This is a genomic window from Flavobacterium sp. (assembly GCF_046153165.1).
GTDB lineage: Bacteria > Bacteroidota > Bacteroidia > Flavobacteriales > Flavobacteriaceae > Flavobacterium.
This window is the reverse complement of record NZ_JBJXEN010000004.1, coordinates 30,808-50,558: the sequence shown is the minus strand read 5'-3', so window position 1 is coordinate 50,558 and position 19,751 is coordinate 30,808. Positions and strand designations below refer to the sequence as shown.

At 30.3% G+C, this 19,751-nt stretch carries 22 protein-coding genes; 10 read left to right on the top strand and 12 right to left on the bottom strand.

Features of this window, described 5'->3' with window-relative positions; translation table 11 throughout:
• Positions 1 to 1,107: Clp protease N-terminal domain-containing protein (locus tag ACKVOV_RS00975; RefSeq protein ID WP_409204910.1), on the bottom strand; the 1,107-nt coding region annotated here is incomplete at its 3' end.
• A gap of 138 nt (positions 1,108 to 1,245) precedes the next feature.
• Here ACKVOV_RS00975 and ytxJ point away from each other — a divergent pair.
• Both ytxJ and ACKVOV_RS00965 read left to right on the top strand, forming a co-directional pair.
• On the top strand, positions 1,246 to 1,638 hold the full coding sequence (gene ytxJ / locus ACKVOV_RS00970; protein WP_409204909.1) for a bacillithiol system redox-active protein YtxJ: 393 nt from the start codon (positions 1,246 to 1,248) through the stop codon (positions 1,636 to 1,638).
• Between the two features lie 11 nt (positions 1,639 to 1,649).
• The gene (locus ACKVOV_RS00965; protein ID WP_409204908.1) at positions 1,650 to 2,147 is read left to right on the top strand and encodes a DinB family protein; all 498 of its coding nucleotides are present in this window, start codon (positions 1,650 to 1,652) and stop codon (positions 2,145 to 2,147) included.
• Between the two features lie 58 nt (positions 2,148 to 2,205).
• On the opposite strand, the gene ACKVOV_RS00960 is transcribed toward ACKVOV_RS00965, so the two are convergent.
• From ACKVOV_RS00960 to msrA, 6 genes are all read right to left on the bottom strand, one after another.
• Positions 2,206 to 4,287, bottom strand: a complete 2,082-nt coding sequence (locus ACKVOV_RS00960; RefSeq protein WP_409204907.1) for an N-acetylmuramoyl-L-alanine amidase — start codon at positions 4,285 to 4,287, stop codon at positions 2,206 to 2,208.
• 5 nt (positions 4,288 to 4,292) lie between these two features.
• Complete coding sequence (locus tag ACKVOV_RS00955) at positions 4,293 to 4,898, bottom strand: hypothetical protein (protein ID WP_409204906.1); 606 nt, start codon at positions 4,896 to 4,898, stop codon at positions 4,293 to 4,295.
• Positions 4,873 to 5,145 carry a hypothetical protein gene (locus ACKVOV_RS00950; RefSeq protein ID WP_409204905.1) on the bottom strand — a complete coding sequence of 91 codons (273 nt, stop codon included), beginning with the start codon at positions 5,143 to 5,145 and terminating at the stop codon, positions 4,873 to 4,875. Before ACKVOV_RS00950 ends, ACKVOV_RS00955 begins: the two co-directional genes overlap by 26 nt.
• 182 nt (positions 5,146 to 5,327) lie before the next feature.
• Positions 5,328 to 5,633 (bottom strand): hypothetical protein, encoded by a 306-nt coding sequence (locus tag ACKVOV_RS00945; RefSeq protein ID WP_409204904.1) that lies wholly within the window; start codon positions 5,631 to 5,633, stop codon positions 5,328 to 5,330.
• A gap of 51 nt (positions 5,634 to 5,684) precedes the next feature.
• Entirely contained in the window at positions 5,685 to 6,356 is a 672-nt protein-coding gene (gene folE, locus ACKVOV_RS00940; protein WP_409204903.1) for a GTP cyclohydrolase I FolE, read from the bottom strand.
• Between the two features lie 2 nt (positions 6,357 to 6,358).
• The gene (msrA, locus tag ACKVOV_RS00935; protein ID WP_409204902.1) at positions 6,359 to 6,997 is read right to left on the bottom strand and encodes a peptide-methionine (S)-S-oxide reductase MsrA; all 639 of its coding nucleotides are present in this window, start codon (positions 6,995 to 6,997) and stop codon (positions 6,359 to 6,361) included.
• Between the two features lie 120 nt (positions 6,998 to 7,117).
• On the opposite strand from msrA, the gene ACKVOV_RS00930 reads away from it, so the two are divergent.
• The 8 genes from ACKVOV_RS00930 (at position 7,118) to mnmE (ending at position 15,747) form a co-directional block, all read left to right on the top strand.
• Positions 7,118 to 7,831 carry an ABC transporter ATP-binding protein gene (locus ACKVOV_RS00930; RefSeq protein ID WP_409204901.1) on the top strand — a complete coding sequence of 238 codons (714 nt, stop codon included), beginning with the start codon at positions 7,118 to 7,120 and terminating at the stop codon, positions 7,829 to 7,831.
• A gap of 2 nt (positions 7,832 to 7,833) precedes the next feature.
• Positions 7,834 to 8,598, top strand: coding sequence for a TIGR02757 family protein (locus ACKVOV_RS00925; RefSeq protein WP_409204900.1), 765 nt, complete (start codon positions 7,834 to 7,836; stop codon positions 8,596 to 8,598).
• A 202-nt stretch (positions 8,599 to 8,800) separates the two neighbouring features.
• Entirely contained in the window at positions 8,801 to 9,946 is a 1,146-nt protein-coding gene (locus ACKVOV_RS00920) for a HEAT repeat domain-containing protein (RefSeq protein ID WP_409204899.1), read from the top strand.
• Positions 9,943 to 11,370: a glycosyltransferase family 2 protein gene (locus ACKVOV_RS00915; RefSeq protein ID WP_409204898.1), complete on the top strand. Its 1,428-nt coding sequence runs from the start codon at positions 9,943 to 9,945 to the stop codon at positions 11,368 to 11,370. The genes ACKVOV_RS00920 and ACKVOV_RS00915 overlap by 4 nt, the downstream gene beginning before the upstream one ends.
• Position 11,371: 1 nt before the next feature.
• On the top strand, positions 11,372 to 12,622 hold the full coding sequence (locus ACKVOV_RS00910; protein WP_409204897.1) for a YaiO family outer membrane beta-barrel protein: 1,251 nt from the start codon (positions 11,372 to 11,374) through the stop codon (positions 12,620 to 12,622).
• Positions 12,623 to 12,642: 20 nt separating this feature from the next.
• Positions 12,643 to 13,002 carry a response regulator transcription factor gene (locus tag ACKVOV_RS00905; protein ID WP_409204896.1) on the top strand — a complete coding sequence of 120 codons (360 nt, stop codon included), beginning with the start codon at positions 12,643 to 12,645 and terminating at the stop codon, positions 13,000 to 13,002.
• Positions 13,003 to 13,130: 128 nt separating this feature from the next.
• Entirely contained in the window at positions 13,131 to 13,730 is a 600-nt protein-coding gene (locus ACKVOV_RS00900; RefSeq protein WP_409204895.1) for a hypothetical protein, read from the top strand.
• Positions 13,731 to 14,340: 610 nt separating this feature from the next.
• Positions 14,341 to 15,747, top strand: coding sequence for a tRNA uridine-5-carboxymethylaminomethyl(34) synthesis GTPase MnmE (gene mnmE / locus ACKVOV_RS00895; protein ID WP_409204894.1), 1,407 nt, complete (start codon positions 14,341 to 14,343; stop codon positions 15,745 to 15,747).
• A 9-nt stretch (positions 15,748 to 15,756) separates the two neighbouring features.
• On the opposite strand, the gene ACKVOV_RS00890 is transcribed toward mnmE, so the two are convergent.
• The 5 genes from ACKVOV_RS00890 to ACKVOV_RS00870 all read right to left on the bottom strand — a co-directional run bounded on the left by ACKVOV_RS00890 (position 15,757) and on the right by ACKVOV_RS00870 (position 19,605).
• The gene (locus ACKVOV_RS00890; protein ID WP_409204911.1) at positions 15,757 to 16,215 is read right to left on the bottom strand and encodes an RNA methyltransferase; all 459 of its coding nucleotides are present in this window, start codon (positions 16,213 to 16,215) and stop codon (positions 15,757 to 15,759) included.
• 144 nt (positions 16,216 to 16,359) lie between these two features.
• Positions 16,360 to 16,944, bottom strand: coding sequence for a hypothetical protein (locus ACKVOV_RS00885; protein ID WP_409204893.1), 585 nt, complete (start codon positions 16,942 to 16,944; stop codon positions 16,360 to 16,362).
• Between the two features lie 7 nt (positions 16,945 to 16,951).
• Positions 16,952 to 17,437 (bottom strand): RNA polymerase sigma factor, encoded by a 486-nt coding sequence (locus ACKVOV_RS00880; RefSeq protein WP_409204892.1) that lies wholly within the window; start codon positions 17,435 to 17,437, stop codon positions 16,952 to 16,954.
• Between the two features lie 30 nt (positions 17,438 to 17,467).
• Positions 17,468 to 18,859, bottom strand: coding sequence for an alpha/beta hydrolase family protein (locus ACKVOV_RS00875; RefSeq protein WP_409204891.1), 1,392 nt, complete (start codon positions 18,857 to 18,859; stop codon positions 17,468 to 17,470).
• 221 nt (positions 18,860 to 19,080) lie between these two features.
• Complete coding sequence (locus tag ACKVOV_RS00870; protein WP_409204890.1) at positions 19,081 to 19,605, bottom strand: helix-turn-helix domain-containing protein; 525 nt, start codon at positions 19,603 to 19,605, stop codon at positions 19,081 to 19,083.
• Positions 19,606 to 19,751: the final 146 nt, after the last annotated feature.

Below are 19,751 nucleotides of genomic sequence, written 5' to 3'. Positions count from 1 at the left end.
AATAATAGCTTCATCTTTTATCTGAACTTTATGGTGTGTTTCGTATTTCTCTTTTATTCCACGTAGGATAGAAATAGCACTTTCGGTATCAGGTTCTTCAACCATAATTTTTTGGAAACGACGTTCGAGTGCTTTGTCTTTCTCGAAATATTTTTGATATTCATCCAGTGTTGTTGCACCAATAGCACGCAATTCCCCTCGAGCTAAAGCAGGTTTCAGGATATTTGCTGCGTCCATAGCACCTTCACCACCACCAGCACCTACAAGCGTATGAATTTCATCAATAAACAAAACGATATCACCTTCGGCTACAGTTACTTCTTTTACCACCGCTTTTAGACGCTCTTCAAATTCACCTTTGTATTTTGCACCCGCAATTAATGCCCCCATGTCTAGTGAAAAGACAATTTTATCTTTCAAATTATCAGGAACATCTCCATCTACAATGCGATGTGCTAAGCCTTCTGCAATAGCAGTTTTACCAACACCAGGTTCCCCAACAAGCATAGGATTATTCTTAGTTCTTCTCGTTAGAATTTGTAAAACACGGCGAATTTCTTCGTCACGTCCAATAACAGGATCTAGTTTGCCCCTTTTTGCTAATTCGTTTAAGTTTTTAGCATATTTATTCAAAGAATTATAAGTTTCTTCGGCAGATGCTGAGGTTACTCTTTCTCCTTTTCTAAGCCCATCAATAGCAGCTTTCAGGACTTTTTCTGTAACACCTTGATCTTTTAAAATTTGTGCCACTTTACTTTTTGATGCAAAAATGGCTAATAGTAAATGTTCTATAGAAACAAATTCGTCATTCATCTTTTTTGCAATGATTTCCGCTTCGTTTAATGTTGTATTTGCTGTTCTAGAAAGCATGATTTCTCCTCCAGAAACTTTTGGAAAACTTTGTATTGTAGCATCAAGTACTTGCTGGAATAACGGAATATTTACATTTAGTTTTTTTAAAATAAATGGTGCAACATTTTCATCGACTTCAAAAATAGCCTTAAAAATGTGTTCATTTTCAATTTGTTGTTGTCCAAAACTTTGCGCCAATTGTTGCGCTGCCTGTATGGCTTCTTGTGATTTGATTGTAAATTTATTAATGTTCATATTTTTTTAGGTTTGTTGTTTATTATAAATAGTTAACTTTGATAAATAATCGTCAATTGTTATTCCAATACGAAAAATAGGACAAAATGTCTGTTAATCAGTAGTTAGTATAGACAAAATGGCTTAAAATAAGACAAAATGAGTTTTTTAAAAAATATGTTTGGCAACGCTGAAGAAAATAATAATAATTCTACCATAAAATGGAATATCCTTTCCGATTTAGGAGAGCTAAATGAAATTATAAATTTATCTCATGACAAACCCGTTGTAATATTCAAACATAGCACACGTTGTAGCGTAAGCAGAATGGCACTAAAACAGTTTGAAAATGAATTTGATTTTCAGGATAAAGTCACTCCTTATTTTTTAGATTTGATAGCATTTCGAGATGTTTCAAATGAAATTGCAAATCGATTTGATGTAGTTCATCAATCTCCACAAATTATTTTGATTAAAGATGGAAAAGCTATTTACAATGCTTCTCACAGTGATATTGATGCAAATGATTTAAAAGAAAAATTAACTTATTAAATATAATAATTATGGATTTAATACCTATTTTTTTGAAAGAAATGGAGAAAGAAGCGATAGTTACTAGAAAATTCCTTTCTCTCGTTCCAGAAGACAAACTTGATTGGCAGCCACATGAAAAAAGCATGAAAATGCAACCACTAGTTGTTCATATTGCCGAATTACCCGCTTGGGCTGAAATGGCTTTAACAACTGATGGATTAGATTTTGCTACTTTTGATTTTACACCAACTTCAATTTCTTCTACAAAAGAACTTTTAGATATACATGAAGCTTCATTAGCGAAAACACGGAAAGTTCTTATTCCTGAAAATGAAGCAAAACTTAATGAAATTTGGACTTTACGAATGGGAGATCAAATACTTTCCCAAGAAACAAAAGCTGAAACAATTAGGCATGCTTTAAATCAAATTACACATCATAGAGCACAACTAGGCGTTTATTTTAGATTATTAGGGATAAATGTTCCCGCAAGTTACGGTCCTAGTGCTGATGATTCAGGATTTTAGTTTTCATAAAAAAACGCATTTGATTTTCAAATGCGTTTTTTTATGAAGGTAATTTATATTAGTTTTTCACTACTTTTTTATTGTATTCTTTACCATCAATATTAATTTTAATCAAATAAATTCCACTTGGTAAATGATTGATATTTATTCCTTGGTTTAAAGTTTCTTCAGATGATTTGATATTTTTAGTATAAACTATTTGACCAGTTAAACTAAAAATAGTAATTTCTAATGTTTTATCTAACACATTATCAATATTCAAAAAGAACTCACCTTCGGTTGGATTTGGATAAACTGATATTTCATTTTTAACAAAGATATTATTGTTTACTAATTCCTCATTTTTAGAAATTGCAGCTATAGGGATATTTGCACCGGCTACTAAACAACTAATTGCAGTCACTGATCTTGTTCCGTTTGAGTTTGTAATAGTTCCCACACTATTTTTTGCAACCATCGAAAACGTATAAGTTGAACCTGCAACAATTAGATAAGTGTTTAAAAATTGATTCCCCGTTACATCACTTGCGTAAAGATTTCCGTTTCTATAAATATCATAAGTAGTTGCTCCTGCCGAAGTAGTCCAAGTCAGGTTTATTCTGCTAGTTGTTGTAGCACAATCGGCAATAGCAGAAAGCGTAAAAGCACCTGGTGAACAACCTATTGCAGTTAGCGATAAAGTTCCATTTGAATTCGTAGTTTGACCAATAGCATTTTTTGCTTTAACAGAATAAGTATAAACAGTTCCAGCAGTAATTAAATAACTATTAATATATTGATTTCCTGTTACATCTGCTTGGTAAAGAGTTCCATTTCTGTATATATCATAAGCAGTTGCATTTGCAGACGCAGTCCAATTTAATCGATTTTGACTTGTTGCAGAAGTACTACATTCTGAAATAACTGTTAGTGTAAAAGCTCCAGGAGTTGCACAATTTATTGCAGTTACAGATAAAGTTCCATTTGAATTTGTAACTTGAGTTGTAGTCGTGTTTTTTGCTTTTACAGAATAAGTATAAGTAGTTCCAGTAACAACATTGGTTGTATTAATGTAAGAAGTTGTTGTTATGTTTGTATCCCATAAAATTCCATTTCTATAAATATCATAAGAAGTTGCATTTGCAGAAGCTGTCCAAGAAAGATTAACTCTACTTGTTGTTGTTGCGCATTCTGGAGCTATAGTTAGTGTAAATGAGCCAGGAATAGCACAATTTAAAGCAGTTGCAGATAGAGTTCCGTTTGAATTTACAACTTGAGTTGTGCCTGTATTTTTAGCTTTTACAGAATAAGTATAAGTAGTTCCAGCAACAACATTAGTTGTATTTACATAATTAGTCGCTGTTACATTTGTATCCCACAAAATTCCATTTCTATAAATATCATAAGAAGTCGCAGTTGCAGAAGCTGTCCAAGAAAGATTAACTTGACTAGTTGTAGCATTACAAACTGGAGTTACGGTAAGTGAAAAACTTCCTGGTACATGAGTTGTTCCATTACAAGTCATATTTAAATTTGATTTAAGCGCATTAAAATAAGCTAATGCAAACTTATCCCTCCAAGTAGAACTTAATAGTTTTGGAGCATCAGTTGTGCTATCAACAAATCCAATCTCATTTAGACAACCAGTTGTTGAACGTTTTAAAACTCCTAAATTATACCCTAAAAAACTAATATCGGTAGATACTCTTCTACTTAACCAATCACCATTTAGTACCATTTCATTCTGAACTTTTGTTGCATAAGTTAATTGAACTGCTGCGCTTTCAGTATTAGCAACTAATCCTGTTGCTGTAGAATAAAATGTTTCTGTACCTGTTCCTCCACCTGCATTTCCGTGCATACTTAACAATCTGTCAGCGTTCCAGTTTTGAGCCATTAATGCCCTTTGATCTACTGAAATCCAACCGTTTACATTTGTTGTTCTAGTCATATGAACTACAACTGATGCACAATTATTTGTTAATAAAGTTTTTGTTCTTAAACCAACTTCAAGAGCAGTTTCAATTTCTGTTGCGGTTCTACCATCTGGATTATCACTTATTGTTGCTCCATAACCATGACCAGGATCAATAACAATAACTTGAGAATTCGCTACTAATGAAATTATAATTGTAAATAAAAATATATATAATTGTTTCATGAGAATTAGAATTTAATTTGAGAAGTAAATATTTGACCCGTTTTTTCATCAGCATAAATTATTTTATCTGAACCAAAAAAGCTTGGATCACTTTCAAAAGAATCTTTTGTTTGTGTAATTTTTTTTGACTTTGAGTTTGCTACATCAAATAAGTACAAATCTGAATTACTTATTTCATGACCATCTAAACTCTCGTCCATAAAACCTAAGAGATATTTATCGTCTTTAGACCAAGAAGAAGCAATCCCGATTCCTAATTTTGCAATTATACCTGAACCATCTATATTATACACAAAAACATTAGCACCATTATGTACTGCTACTTTTTTATGATCATGAGATAAAATAGCATTGTAAAACTGACCTTCATCGTTAGTAACTATCCATGATTTTAAAGTGTTTAAATCGATAGCTTCAATTTTTAGAGTCATTATATTGGTATAAACAACAATGTTACTTCCTTTAGTATTTCCTTTATAGGAAGGTAAATAATTATGATTAATGTTTACTCTTTCAGTTTTTTTAGTTTTGATATTATAACTATAAACCTCAGAATTCATGATGTAACCATTTTCAGGTTTTACTTTATAAAAAAAAAGATTCACCATCATTTGCCCAACTATAACCATAACCACTTCCTTCTATTTTAGAGATTTGTGTTAGTTTATTGGTTTTCATATTCAATAATAAAACACCTTCGGATTGTTGATTTGTTAACAAAATAAAATCTCCATTTGGAGAAGTAATAGGATTGGCAAATGTGCCTGTAATTTCTATTTTTTTAGTTTTTGTGAGTTTTTGTGAGAAACCATTCGTACTAATAATGATTAATGCCAATAATAGTAAAGCTTTTTTCATATTTTATTTTTAGATTATATCGCAAAGAATATAAAATTAGAAATAACAACACAAAATATTTGCTAACAATTCGTTGAGAAGTAAAATAGTACAGATGAAATACAAAAAAAATGAGTTTTCAAAATTGAAAACTCACTTTTTTGTATCTATAAAATAATCAAATTTTAAAAAAGATATTTATACTACTTTTCCTTTTTTATTACGTAAACATAAAACCATGTTAAAGTAAATGTTGGAATTATATCCGTTTCAGGCAATAGTTCTTCTAGAAATCCTAAAACACCTGCAATCTTACCTGTTGTTCCTTTATACATTTTTGCAAGTAAAAAACCCGAAATTGGAGCCCAAATAATATCTGTAAATTCGGCAAGAAAAGGAACCGCGTATGACAACATCCCTACTGCATCAAAAACCAAACTTAAAAGAAGTTTGGTGTATTTATATGATTTTACTTCGGCATAAGTTTCTATTTGTATTTCTTGTGACATTTTTTATAAATTAAAATTACAAGTATAAATCTACAAATCTAATGCCAGTTTTTATTTTTCTGGTTTTATCATATTAAAAAAATCATTTCTATTTTCTTTTTCATTAAAAATTCCTCCGTATTGCATTGTAGACGTAAAACTCGATTCATGCTTAATTCCACGACTAGAAACGCATAAATGTTTGGCTTCCATAACTACAATTACATTTTCGGTATTTAAAGCAATTTTTAAATCATTAAAAATTTGCATGATTAATCGTTCCTGAACTTGCGGACGACGAGAAAAATAATCGACAATTCTATTTAGTTTTGATAATCCAATCACTTTTCCACTAGAAATATAACCAATATGAGCTTTCCCAAATATGGGCAAAAAATGATGTTCACAAGTAGAATTGAAACTAATATTGGCTTCGACCAACATTTTATCATAATGATATTCATTATCGAAAGTAGAAACTTTAGGTTTATTTTTAGGATCTAAACCGCTAAAAATTTCTTTGATAAACATTTTTGCGACACGATGTGGTGTACCTTGCAAACTATCATCTGTCATATCGAGTCCTAATTCTTGCATGATATTATAAAAATGATTCTCGATTGTTTGCATTTTCTGATCATCAGTTTTTATGAAAGCATCTGGACGTATTGGAGATTCGGCAGAAGTCATTTGATGGTTATCACCTAAAATCTGAATCATTTCTTTTTCTGTTAGTAAACTCATATTTATTTTTTCAGTTTGTCTTTAAATTCTTTTCTCACTTTGTCAACCTTTGGTGTAATCACATAAGTGCAGTATGACTTATTTTTGTTCTGATTATAATAGTTTTGATGGTAATCTTCAGCAACATAAAAAGTTGTTGCGTCAGAAACTTTTGTAACCACTTTTTTACCGTAAGTGTTTGCTTCATTTAACTGTTTTATATAAGCTAATGCAGTTTCTTTTTGTTTTGCATTGGTACAAAAAACTTCACTACGATACTGTGTTCCCATATCCGCACCTTGACGATTTATAGTTGTTGGATCATGTGTAGCAAAAAACACTTCTAATAGTTCACCATAAGAAATTTTACTAGGATCAAAAACAATTTTTATAGCCTCAGCATGCCCTGTAGTTCCTGAGCAAACATCTTCGTAGCTCGGATTTTCATTTTTCCCTCCTATATAACCTGGCTTAATACTTTCTACACCATTTAATTCTAGAAAAACAGCTTCGGTACACCAAAAACATCCTCCAGCAAAAATTGCAATTTCTTTTCCGTTTTCGATAGTCATAGTATTAGGTTCAAATTTTTCCATTTCTTTAGGTTTCGATTGACAACTTATTGTCATTATTGATAAAAAACATACTAGTAGTGTTTTCATGTGTAGATAATATTTTTACTTTATTCAAAATTAATTAAATCATTTCTTAAATATTTTTTCTTAACAAAACTTTATTTGATGTTCAAGCAAATTCTTTGTTTCTTTGTGAAAAGAGTAATTATGATTAAGACATCAAACATTCATAAATTTTACGACAATTTACATGTTTTAAAAGGTGTTAACTTGCATATACAAAAAGGCGAAATTGTTTCGATTGTGGGTGCTTCGGGTGCAGGAAAAACAACTTTATTACAAATATTAGGTACATTAGACAAACCCAAACTTGCTACTGGAACCGAATTAAAAATTAATGGAGAAGATGTTTTAAAAATGAATGATAAGGATTTATCTAAGTTTAGAAATCTAAATCTAGGTTTTATCTTTCAATTTCATCAGCTTTTACCTGAATTTACAGCTTTAGAAAATGTTTGTATTCCTGCTTTTATAGCAAACAAGTCGAAGGCAGAAACCGAGTTGGAAGCGGAAAAAATACTAACCTATTTAGGGCTAAAAAATCGTATACATCATAAACCAAATGAGCTTTCGGGAGGAGAACAACAACGTGTAGCTGTAGCAAGGGCTATGATAAACAAGCCTGCAATTATTTTTGCAGATGAACCTTCAGGAAATCTTGATACCGAAACGGCACAAAACCTACACAATTTATTTTTTAAACTTCGTGACGAACTAGGGCAAACTTTTGTGATAGTAACTCATAACGAAGAGTTAGCCGATATGGCGGACCGAAAATTAATTATGGTAAACGGAGCTATAAAAAGAGAAGTGAAAAAACCAATTATACTTACATACGACTTGCTTAAAAGTTCTATTTAGAAATGAATAAATTAGAGCTTAAAAACTTTCTTGACGAAAAAGTCGAACTATACAACAATCCTACATTTATTGAAAGTGATCCCATTCAAATTCCGCATTTATATTCTTTGAAAGAAGACATAGAAATTGCTGGATTTTTGAGCGCAACAATTGCTTGGGGAAACCGCAAAATGATTATTCAGAATTCTCATAAAATGATGAATCTTATGGGGAATTCTCCTTATGATTTTGTAATGAATCACAAGGAATCACAATTAGAGTCTTTACATAATTTTGTTCATAGAACGTTTAATGGACAAGATTTTCATCAGTTTATAAAAAGCTTACAAAATATTTATAAAAATCATAGCGGATTAGAAGTGGTATTTGCAAAAAATGCCGAAACAAATTCGATGCAAAAAAGTATTTCTGAATTTAAAAAAGTATTTTTTGAGCAAGATCATTTAGCTAGAACTCAAAAACATATTTCGGATCCAATGAATGGCTCAGCAGCCAAAAGAATTAATATGTTCTTGCGTTGGATGGTTAGACAAGATAATAATGGTGTCGATTTTGGTATTTGGAAAACAATTCCTACTTCTGCCCTATCCTGTCCACTAGATGTTCACTCAGGTAATGTAGCGCGCAAATTAGAATTACTTTCTCGCAAACAAAATGATGCAAAAGCACTTCTCGAATTAGATAACAATCTTCGCTTATTAGATGCAAATGATCCTGCAAAATATGATTTTGCTTTATTTGGATTGGGTGTATTCGAAAAATTTTAACCCCTTATATTGTGTACTTTATAGTTATTTTATTACACTTTATCTGATAAATTAGTTTTTACTTAAATTAAATTATTTCTTTGTTTTAGAATTATGTTTTTTAGGAAAAAATAGCACCCGAAAAACATTTTTTTATAACACGTAGATTCCCAAATCTTCATTTCAGAATACAAAATTCGTGGTTTTATTTTTTTAGAAATATATGCAAATAATCTCCATATTTTATTCTTTTAAAAATGTTGTTGGCTATGTAGACAAAACATTTACAGCTAATTTCTTTTATATTTTTCTAAAATACTTAGCTATACCGTTTCTCATCATTGTTTTACTTTATTTTATTGTATTACTTATACTTAGCCGATTTTATTTAGATAAATTATCTATTAAAAAAAGTGATATCGATAAGTCTATAAATGATTTTCTTACCGATTTAATTTTTTCTAACTATACATTTGAAGAGACAAAATTAAAAATTGATGAATTTAAAAAAAGCGCTGTTTTTCAAAACAAATGGTGCAAATATCTTATTCTCAATAAATTAATACATATTAAACAAAATGTAAAAGAAGTAAATCAGAACTTAGTGCTTATTATTTATAAGCAATTTGGCCTTAACCTATATAGTAAGAAACTAATTAATCGCAAAAAATGGTATTATAAATCACTTGGATTTTATCATTATCAGAGTTTAGATTACAAAATAAAAAAAGGACACATAAAGCCCTACTTAAATAGTAAAAATAGATATTTAAAATCGAATGCGCTTATTGCACTTATAGCACTTTCTGACGAGAAATTTGATATTTTAGATAATTACCACAAAAAAATCCCTAGTGCCGATGAACTTAAAATTTTAGATTTAATCTATCAAAAAGAATCCGTCATTCCAGAATCGATAAATACTTGGTTAGTAAATAGTAATAGTTCTATTATTATCCTTGCTATTAAGTTGATTGTTAGATATAGAGAACCTCTTACTTTATCAAAAATTACTTATTTACTCCTGCATCCTGATAAAAATGTAAGAAAAGAAATTATTTTGGCTATTAGAGAATTAGTCATTTTTGATGCTAAAGATATTTTAATTAACCATTTTAAAAAAGAAAGCGATATTAGAAACAAAATATCTATTTTAAAAACACTGGGGACTATAGGTGGAGAGAGAACAAAAGATTTTGCTACTCAAATACTTTTTGAAGAGAAAAACATTGATATAAAATTTGAAATAATTAATTGTATCAATAAAATTGATAAATCCTATTTTAATAATTTTAAGATTGAAGATGAGGTTGAAAACGCTTTGATTCATCAAATTATTTTACATGTTAATAATCCTTATTTAAATTGATTACATTAGAAAATACAATTAGAAAATTCGAAATTTTTACTGCTTTTTATTCAATAAGTTATATTCTGATATACTTACTATTGGCTATGTTATCCTACTTAGCTATAAAAAGCTATTACAACTCAAAATATTATTTGCACAAAGACATCTTAATAAAATCCAATCATACGTTGGGAGTTTCTATAATTGCGCCAGCATATAACGAAGCCTTTACAATTGTATATAATGTAAAATCATTATTGTTACAAGATTATCCCAAGTTTGAAGTTATAATTATTAATGATGGTAGTACAGATGACACACTTCAAAAATTAATTGATGAATTTAGTTTGGTTAAGGTCGATTTTTTCTATCAAGAAAAAATAACAACAAAACCTGTAAAAGGTCATTATAAATCTACAAATCCAGTTTATGCAAAACTTCTCATTGTAGATAAAGAAAATGGAAAAAGTAAAGCAGATGCTTCTAATGCAGGAATAAATTCTGCAAAATATTCCCTGTTTATTTGTACCGATGTAGATTGTATTCTTAGAAAAGATACTATTGCTATGCTCACAAAACCATTTATAGAGAACACCACAAAAGTCATCGCAACGGGCGCTGCTATACGAATTTCTAATTCTTGTATATTTAAAGACGGGATGCTTTATAAGTCACATTATCCCGATACTTTTTTTCCTAGATTTCAAGAATTGGAATACTTACGTTCTTTCTTATTTGGCAGAATGGCCTGGAGTAAAACAAACTGTTTGCTACTAGTATCTGGAGGATTGGGCATGTTCGACAAAGCGACGGTTATAGAAGCTGGCGGTTACTGGCACCAATCGTTAGGAGAAGATATGGAGCTTATTACAAGAATGCGAAGATTAATGCATGAGAAAAAAGAAGCTTTTTTAATAAAATATATACCTGAATCTCTTTGTTGGACAGAGGTTCCTTCAGATAATGTTATTTTTTTAAGACAACGTGTTCGATGGGCACGAGGTCTTGTACAGACTTTATACTTACATAAAAAAATGTTTTTAAACCCAAAATACGGAAAAACAGGATTAATCATTTTACCACACTATTTCTTCTTCGAGTTTTTTGTCCCTATACTAGAATTACTAGGAGTTATTGTCCTAACAGTAGATATTCTTTTTTTTAGTGTGAACTATGAGTTTTTATTTATCGTAAGTGTTTTTGTCTATTTATTTTATACCACTATTACCTTAATATCCATATATTTAGATCAGTTAGTACACAGGCAATATTCGAGCATTCGGGAGTTATCTACACTAATTATAATGGTTTTTTTAGAACCTATATTATACCACCCTATAAATGTATATGCATCACTAAAAGGTTATATACATTTTCTAACTAATAAAGAAAAAAAGTGGGGAGCCATGACCAGACAAGGATTTATTAATGCAAAAGAATAAAATGAAAACAAAAATTATAACTGCATTATTTAGTTTATTTTTAAGTACGTATCTTTTTGCACAAAAAATTGATACCGATAGTTTGTTAGTAAAAACTCATTATGAAATAAACACCACAAAAGATTATGCTAAAGCGATAAAACTTGCTCGTTTGGGTATACAAAATGCGCCTAATTATTTAGATTTTCACCTAGCATTAGGAAGAACTTTTATGATTACCAAACAAGTAGATAGCTCAAGATATTTTCTTAAATATGTTATTACTAAAAACCCAAACTATAAAGAAGCCTTTATCTATTTAACAAAGCTTGAGATAGAACAAAATAATCTATTAGAAGCGATGGTTACTGTAGATAATGCGATAAAAAGATATCCTGAAGACAAAGATTTAGAACTACTAAAACTGCAAGTAATATACTCAGAAAACGATGACGAAAAAGCTATCGACTACTTAGAATTGCTAGTCGCAAAATATCCTGACGACAAAAAACTAAAACAACAGTTGGTAGAACTTAAAACAAAAACTAGTTCGGATCGTGTTGGAATAAATTATAACTACACTGCTTTTAGTCGTGACAATTACGGTCCTTGGCATCTTGTAGGCTTACAATATGTACGGGAACGAAAGAAAATTACTCTTATAGGTCGCATCAATTTTGTAGATAGACGCTCTTTTGGGAGTAGTATAATATCTGGTTTTCAGTATGAACTAGAAGCTTATCACAAAATAAACAAGAACTGTTATTCCTATGCAGATATTGCTGTTAGTGATGGCGAAGCATTCCCAAAATTAAGACTCGCCTACTCCTACTATCGTAATTTAGGCAATAGTTGGGAAGGTGATTTAGGAATAAGATATACAAAAACAACCGATAAAGATTTGTACGCAGGCGTTTTAGGAGTAGGAAAATATGTAGGTGCTTATTGGTTTAATTTAAGAACTTATTTAAACTTTAACGACAGTAAAACTTACCCGTCATTTACAGCAACAACAAGATATTATTTAGATACAAAATATGATTATTTAACTGCATTTGTGGGATATGGAACATCGCCAGAAGAAAGAAATACACTTCAAGTACTTCAAGAGCGATTAACTTTTCATTCTTATCGAGTTGGTGCTGGTTATTACAAACTTTTTGGCGAACACTATGTTACTGGTTTACAAGCATCATTTAACAGACAAGAATATCAATTGAATACTTTCCAGAACGAATATAATTTGTATGTTTCATTACAATATAAGTTCTAAAAAACTAAAGCATGAATAAAATGAAAAAGATTCTGGTTATAGAAGACGATAAAATCATCAATAATATTATAGAATTTCTCTTAAAAAAAGAGGGATATCTAATTGATGTAGCAAAAGACGGAAATGAAGGATTAGATAAAATAAATGCTAGCCAACCCGATCTAATTATCACCGATATTATGTTGCCTTATAAATCTGGTCTAGAAGTTACTTCTTATGTAAAATCAAATTTTCCTAAGATTCCCATTATTATTATTTCGGCTTTAGGGAAAGAGGATTTAACCATTATCGAGGCTTTTAAACTAGGAGCTGATGATCTTGTAGCAAAACCGTTTAACCCAATCGAATTAATTCTTAGAGTCAAACGTTTGTTGTTGTAAATGAGGACAAAGGCTCTGAGGTTTTTGGGGTATAATTATCCATCATTTTATTATGCGAGTATATTGTAGTAAGTTGTGATACGAAAACTGAACACCTGTGAATAAGCTTGAAATGTCAATTGAAGTTAATGAGTGAAGAAATAGAGAATTGGGAAAATAAACGTAAAGGTTATCTATCAGTAGCAATAATTTGTTTCATTATTGGAGCGTATTTATTCCTTATGGTTAATAGTGATAGTTACATAATTAAATCATCAGACCTTAAATCTATTGAAAACCTGATAGTTACCGATAAACCTAAATTTGAAGAAATTACTGGAAAACACGGTAGAAAATGGGTAGAATTTAAATGTGCAAAAAACAAATCTACTTTCGAAATTGCCGATTTTGATTATCGCTGTGTTAACGATGATGAAGTTATAAATGAAATCAATGTTGGTGATGCAATTTCCATTCAGATTTTAAAAGATGATATAGAAAATTTTGACGTAGAAACAACTTGCGAAATTCATTCGCTTATTAAAAATAAAAAAGAATATCTTAAAATCGAATGCAGAAATAAAGCAAAAAATAGAGATTCCGAAATTGTATATCTTATTCTCTTTGCAGTTACACTTATGACTGGTATTGTTTATTCTTTTTCAAAAAAACCTAAAATATTTGATGATGTGGATCCTCGTGTTCCAATTTGGATGATAATTATAATACTATTTTTTGTATTGCATTAAATTATAGAAAATATCGTTTGTTTTTGTAAATGAGGGACAAAGGCTCTGAGGAGCAAAGTTGTAAAGGTTTTTTGAGTATCGTTATACACGTTTGTCATTCTGAGGCACGAAGAATCTCCGTATAATTAGCAAATTTACTTGATGAGATGCTTCCTTCGTCAGCATGACAAGTTTACGCGAGTATATTTTATTTTATAAATAATTTATATGAACTTATATGCTTTATATGGTTTAAAAGAATAGTTGTGATTTTAGACTAATTTTTTTTCCTTTTTTGGTATAATTTGAGTTTTCAAATTTGATATAATCCAATAAAGGATCTAAACTGTTAGGTGTGATTCATTTTCTGGTTTTTAACCACATAGATACATAGACTTTATGAGTTATATTAAGGCATTTCACTTGTTATAATAAAACATAGCTTTATGAACCAAGAATTGGTTTATCCAAGTCTTTTTTCTATGTCTCTATGTGGTTTATTTTAAAAAATCCTGCGTTTTTATTAATTGTACCCAAAAGATTTCTCGTTTGATGATAATCTAACAAAATGATACTCTTTTATTTTTATTACCTTTGCACTTTGTAACTTTGCACCTCGAAACCTTACTAAATGATTTACCACGATACTATAGTTGCCCTTGCTACACCATCAGGTGCTGGAGCTATTGCTGTAATTAGAATTTCAGGTCCAGAAGCTATTGCCATTGCTTCAAGCGTATTTCAATCGGTGTCGGGCAAAGATATTGAAAAACAAAAATCACATACGTTACATCTCGGTCATATTGTAGATGGTACTAAAGTCTTAGACCAAGTCTTGTTGTCTATTTTTAAAGGGACAAACTCTTATACAGGCGAGAATACCATAGAGATTTCTTGTCACGGTTCTACTTATATTCAGCAACAAATCATACAATTATTACTTCGTAAAGGCTGTCGTACAGCACAAGCTGGAGAGTTTACTTTGCGTTCGTTCTTAAACGGAAAAATGGACTTGTCTCAAGCTGAAGCTGTTGCCGATTTAATCTCGTCCGATAACGAAGCGGCACATCAAATTGCAATGCAACAAATGCGTGGTGGTTTCAGTAACGAAATCGCTAAACTTCGAGAAGAACTACTAAACTTTGCTTCACTAATAGAACTCGAATTGGATTTTGCTGAAGAAGATGTCGAATTTGCCGACAGAACCCAATTTAACGAATTACTGAACCGAATTGAATTTGTATTAAAAAGATTAATCGATTCGTTTGCCGTAGGAAACGTAATTAAAAACGGAATTCCTGTAGCTATTGTAGGAGAACCTAATGTAGGAAAATCGACCTTATTGAATGCTTTACTCAATGAAGAACGCGCCATTGTTTCTGAAATTGCAGGAACTACACGTGATACTATTGAAGACGAATTGGTCATTGGTGGAATCGGTTTCAGATTTATAGACACGGCTGGAATACGTGAAACCAAAGATGTGGTGGAAAGTATTGGAATCAAAAAAACCTTTGAGAAGATTGAACAAGCACAGGTTGTTTTGTTTTTAATTGATAGTTTACAATTGATAATTGACAATGAAAATAAATTGAAAATTGAAATTGAGAAAATAAAAAATCAGTTTCCGTTGAAACCATTGGTAGTTGTTATTAATAAAATTGATTCTTTAAATCAGGAACAAAAAGAATTACTTTCTGCAAAATTATCAATTATCAATTATCCATCGTTAATTAAAATTTCTGCCAAAGAAAATATTGGTGTCGATGAACTTAAAAATCAATTGTTATCTTTTGTAAATACTGGTGCCTTGCGCAATAACGAAACTATTGTTACTAATACCAGACATTATGATTCGCTTCTTAAAGCGCTCGAAGAAGTTCAGAAAGTAAAATATGGTTTGCAAACTAATTTGCCTTCAGACTTAATGGCAATAGATATTAAACAGGCTTTATACTATTTTGGAGAAATCACAGGGCAAGTCACTAACGATGAGCTTTTAGGCAACATCTTTGCCAATTTTTGCATTGGGAAGTAAGACTATTTTTTAAATACGTGGTTTAGACAAACCCCTGTCGTACATAACAATACTTCCAGCTACGGCCACGTTTAAACTCATTTCTGATTTAAATTTTACTAAATAATGGCATTTATCCATTGCTTTTCTAGACAAGCCATGGTCTTCTGCGCCCAATAAATAGACACAACGTCTTGGATGTTCAAAGGTTTCTAAATCCGACGCATTTTCATCTAATTCGACACCAACCAATCGGGCTCCTTTGGGTAAGTTGTCGAAAAAAGCTTCAAAAGTGTCGTAATGAAAATAAGGAATTGCTTTTACTGCATTATGCGTATCACAGGCTTGTTTGGCATATCGATTACCGATAGTAAATATAAAAGTAGCGCCTAAATTTTGGGCCGTTCGCCACAAAACACCTAAATTTTCGGGCGTTTTACCGTTTTGTATTCCAATCCCAAAGTATTCATTTATAAAATTATCATTCATAAAAGCAAAAATACAAACTGTACGTACATAAATCAATTTTTTATTGAACCAAAAGTAGAACCTTACGCTTTGCTGTGTAACTGTTCCTTCATCAGATTTATTTTTAAACAAATAGATAACTATTTCAAAGTTAGAAATAACAATTTAATTCCCTGATTCATTTAGCAAACCTTCTACTTCTTGTAATGAATTCTTATAATATTTTGCAACCCATTTTGAGTAAAACAACAAGAAAATATACCCAAATGAAAAAGAAAAAATCCAAAAATATTTGCTTTTAGTAATGTCATTTTCTCCAAAGAGTTTAGAAAGCAAAACAATTATAGTCACTAATAATAAATAAGATAATGTACTATTTATTTTAAGTAATTTATGAAAACGTTTTTTTTGTATTTCAAAATCTTTTAAGGTTTCTGAATAAGGTTTATTTAAATCTCCAATTCTATTAAATTGCAAAAGACTCATTAAACTAATTACAGGTAATATCACCAAAATTACAATTGCTAAAATACCCACTCCTTTCAAGAGATTTGTATCTAATTTATCAAAATGCAATCCAATATAAATCGCACCAAGAATACAAATTAGAATTCCAATAATTTCTGGATAAATAATTTTATTTAAACCTGATTTGTATTTATATTTGGTAATTTGGTCAATCATTTTAGTATCTATTTTTGCTTGGTTAGATACTTCGCTCCAAGATTTTTTTAAATCATCTAATTCCATTATCCTTCTATTTTTTTATTTTTTTTTTCAATTTTTCTTTAATTCGCGCTATTTTTGTCCCAACATTACTTTCTGATATTCCAATAATTTCAGCAATTTCCTGATAGCTTTTGTTTTCTAAATAAAGCATTACAATACCTTTATCTAATAAATTCAAATTGTCTATATGTTGCTTTAATAGGTTTAATTTTTCTTCAAAACGATGGTTTTCATCTTCATTAAAATCTAAATATTGTCCCACTATTGGTACTGTGATTACTTTTCTTTTTGCCTTTTTTAAATTATAAATGGCAACATTCATAGCCACTCTATACATCCAAGTACTAAAATTTGATTTTTGATTAAAACTATCAAATGATTTCCAGAGATTATAAACGATTTCCTGTATTAAATCATTTCTATCGTCAACCGTATCTGTATATATTGAAGCCATTTTGTATATAATCCCTTCATTAGTTTTTATGGCTATTATAAATTTTTCTTTTTTATCCATTAAGGTTTAATAAAATAGTTATTATCAAAATTACTTACTATGAACCAATATCCAATCCGCAATTTGCTTTAACACAAATGGTGCTATTGTTTGTGATATGGTACTGTATTCATTCATTTCTCCCGTTTCACATTCTTGAAATAAATGATTAAGATTGGGGATTTCATTTATAGTAAAATCTTTATTATGCCCTTTTTTCAAGGCGCTTCTAATTCCCTCTTGATTAATTTCTGGTTGAACCTGTGTGTCTTTACCTCCGTTTAACACCAAGACTGGGCAAGTAATTTTTTGTAACTCATTTGCTGGATTGTAATTATAAAAATACCTATTCCAAGTAGTGGTTCTCATCTCTATTAAGTTTGTAATAATTGCCGAAATTTTTACATCAGAATTAATTATTGGTTTAAGCATCGGAACAATAGTTTTATTGTAATGTATTCTTAGCTCTTTTTTAATTTCTGTTATGTCTTTATCTGCAGCAGCTATCTCAATTGCTTTTTTAATTGCCAACTCATATGCAGCCTCATCTTGTACTGGAAAACCACGTGTTTTTTTTGCAAGAAACAATGAAACTTCACTTCCAGAGATCCCTGAACCTCCAAGCATAACAATAAAGGAAACTTTTTTACTAAGATTAGCAACCATTGGGGCAATAATGGCACCTTCACTATGTCCAATTAATCCAATTTTATCAACTACTTTTCTAGATTTTAAATAATTAACAGCACACAATACATCTGAAGCCAAATCTTTGGTGGTTGCCTTACTATGGTCTCCAGTAGATTTCCCGAAACCCCTATCATCATAACGGAGTACCCCAATTCCTTGTCTTGTTAGGTAATCCGAAAGTACTAGAAAAGGTTTGTGTTCATAAAAAGTTTCATCTCTATCCTGTGGACCACTACCACTAATTAATATTACTATGGGATATTTACCAGTTTTGCTAGGAAGTGTAAGTGTTCCTGATAAGCTTATGTTTGCTTCTTTATTGTAAAATGTTATTTCTTCTTCTATATATGGGTATGGTTTTACAGGTTCTTGAGGTCTTTTAAAAGTATTCTGAGTTTCTATTTGAACTTTTTTTAGAACCAATGGCAATGCATTTATCCCTTCTGTAAACATTCCATCTATTTGCTGCAAGTCTTTATTGAAAATACCTTGGTATTTAAAACCTAAATTTGATCCATCGACAACTAATTTATTCTCTAAAAAAACTGTTTCCTTTGGTTTAAGATTCGCAACTCTCATCGCAGGAATATCGATTATTGTTAAATACCCCTCACCGTTTTTTTCGAAAGTAAAATTGAAAACTACGGGTTCGTTTTTACCGCTTTCAATGATACCGCTCCATTTACCAGAGATATCTTGTGCATATATTATAATAGAAAATATAAACGTTAAAGAGGTAATTATTTTTTTCATTTTTCGTTTGATTTTAATTGAACAACTCACCTCCTTTTTGAGGTCATTATTCCATTAGTGTACCAAACATTTAAAAAATCACAGTTTATATTATTTATTTTTAAAATTCTATGTTCAATAACAAAAACTTAAATGAATCTCTATAACTTTTTTAAAAAATCGAATTAAAAAATACAACATAAAAAAAAGTTGCCTTATATAGAGCTTACATACTACGTTAATTATAGCTTTTGCTCTATTTTTTTTAGTATCATTTCTTCTTGTTGAAGCGCTTGAAACTTAAGTTGGTGCTTTGCTTGTACATGCAACCCATTTTTCTCGATAGTCGTTGCTGCTTTCGTTTTTATCATATACAATACCGCATCTTTCTCTTTTCCTGATTCTTCAGCTTTGGTTTCTAAAAAACCGACTAGACTTAAAGCAGTCATAGCTGCTTCATATTTTTTTTTAATTGCTTTTAGTTTCTTTTCTGCAATTATTTGCTTGTGTTTGTTAATCAGTCTTTGCTGTTCGAAAACCTTTTCTCTTTTTGCTTCTTGAATCTTTATATGCGGAAAATCGTCTGTTTTTTTATCCAATTTTTGTACAAAAACAAGTAAAATAGCTAATTGTTGCTTTGCGGCAAGCGGAATGTCTCTTCTTCCTGTTTCGTACATAGCCCATTGAACTCTGCTAATGCCTAATATCATGGCTATTTCCTCCTGTGATAAACCGAGCAGGTTTGTTACGGTAATGTCGTGTTTCATTTGTAACTTTTTTTAAAAAAATATTTTTTTGTTACAAATAACGTAACTTTTTTTTCAAAATAAAAATTTTGTTACAAAAATGGTAACAATTTTTTCAAAATATATTTTTTGTTACAAAAATTGTGGCATTTTTATTTATTTAAAAA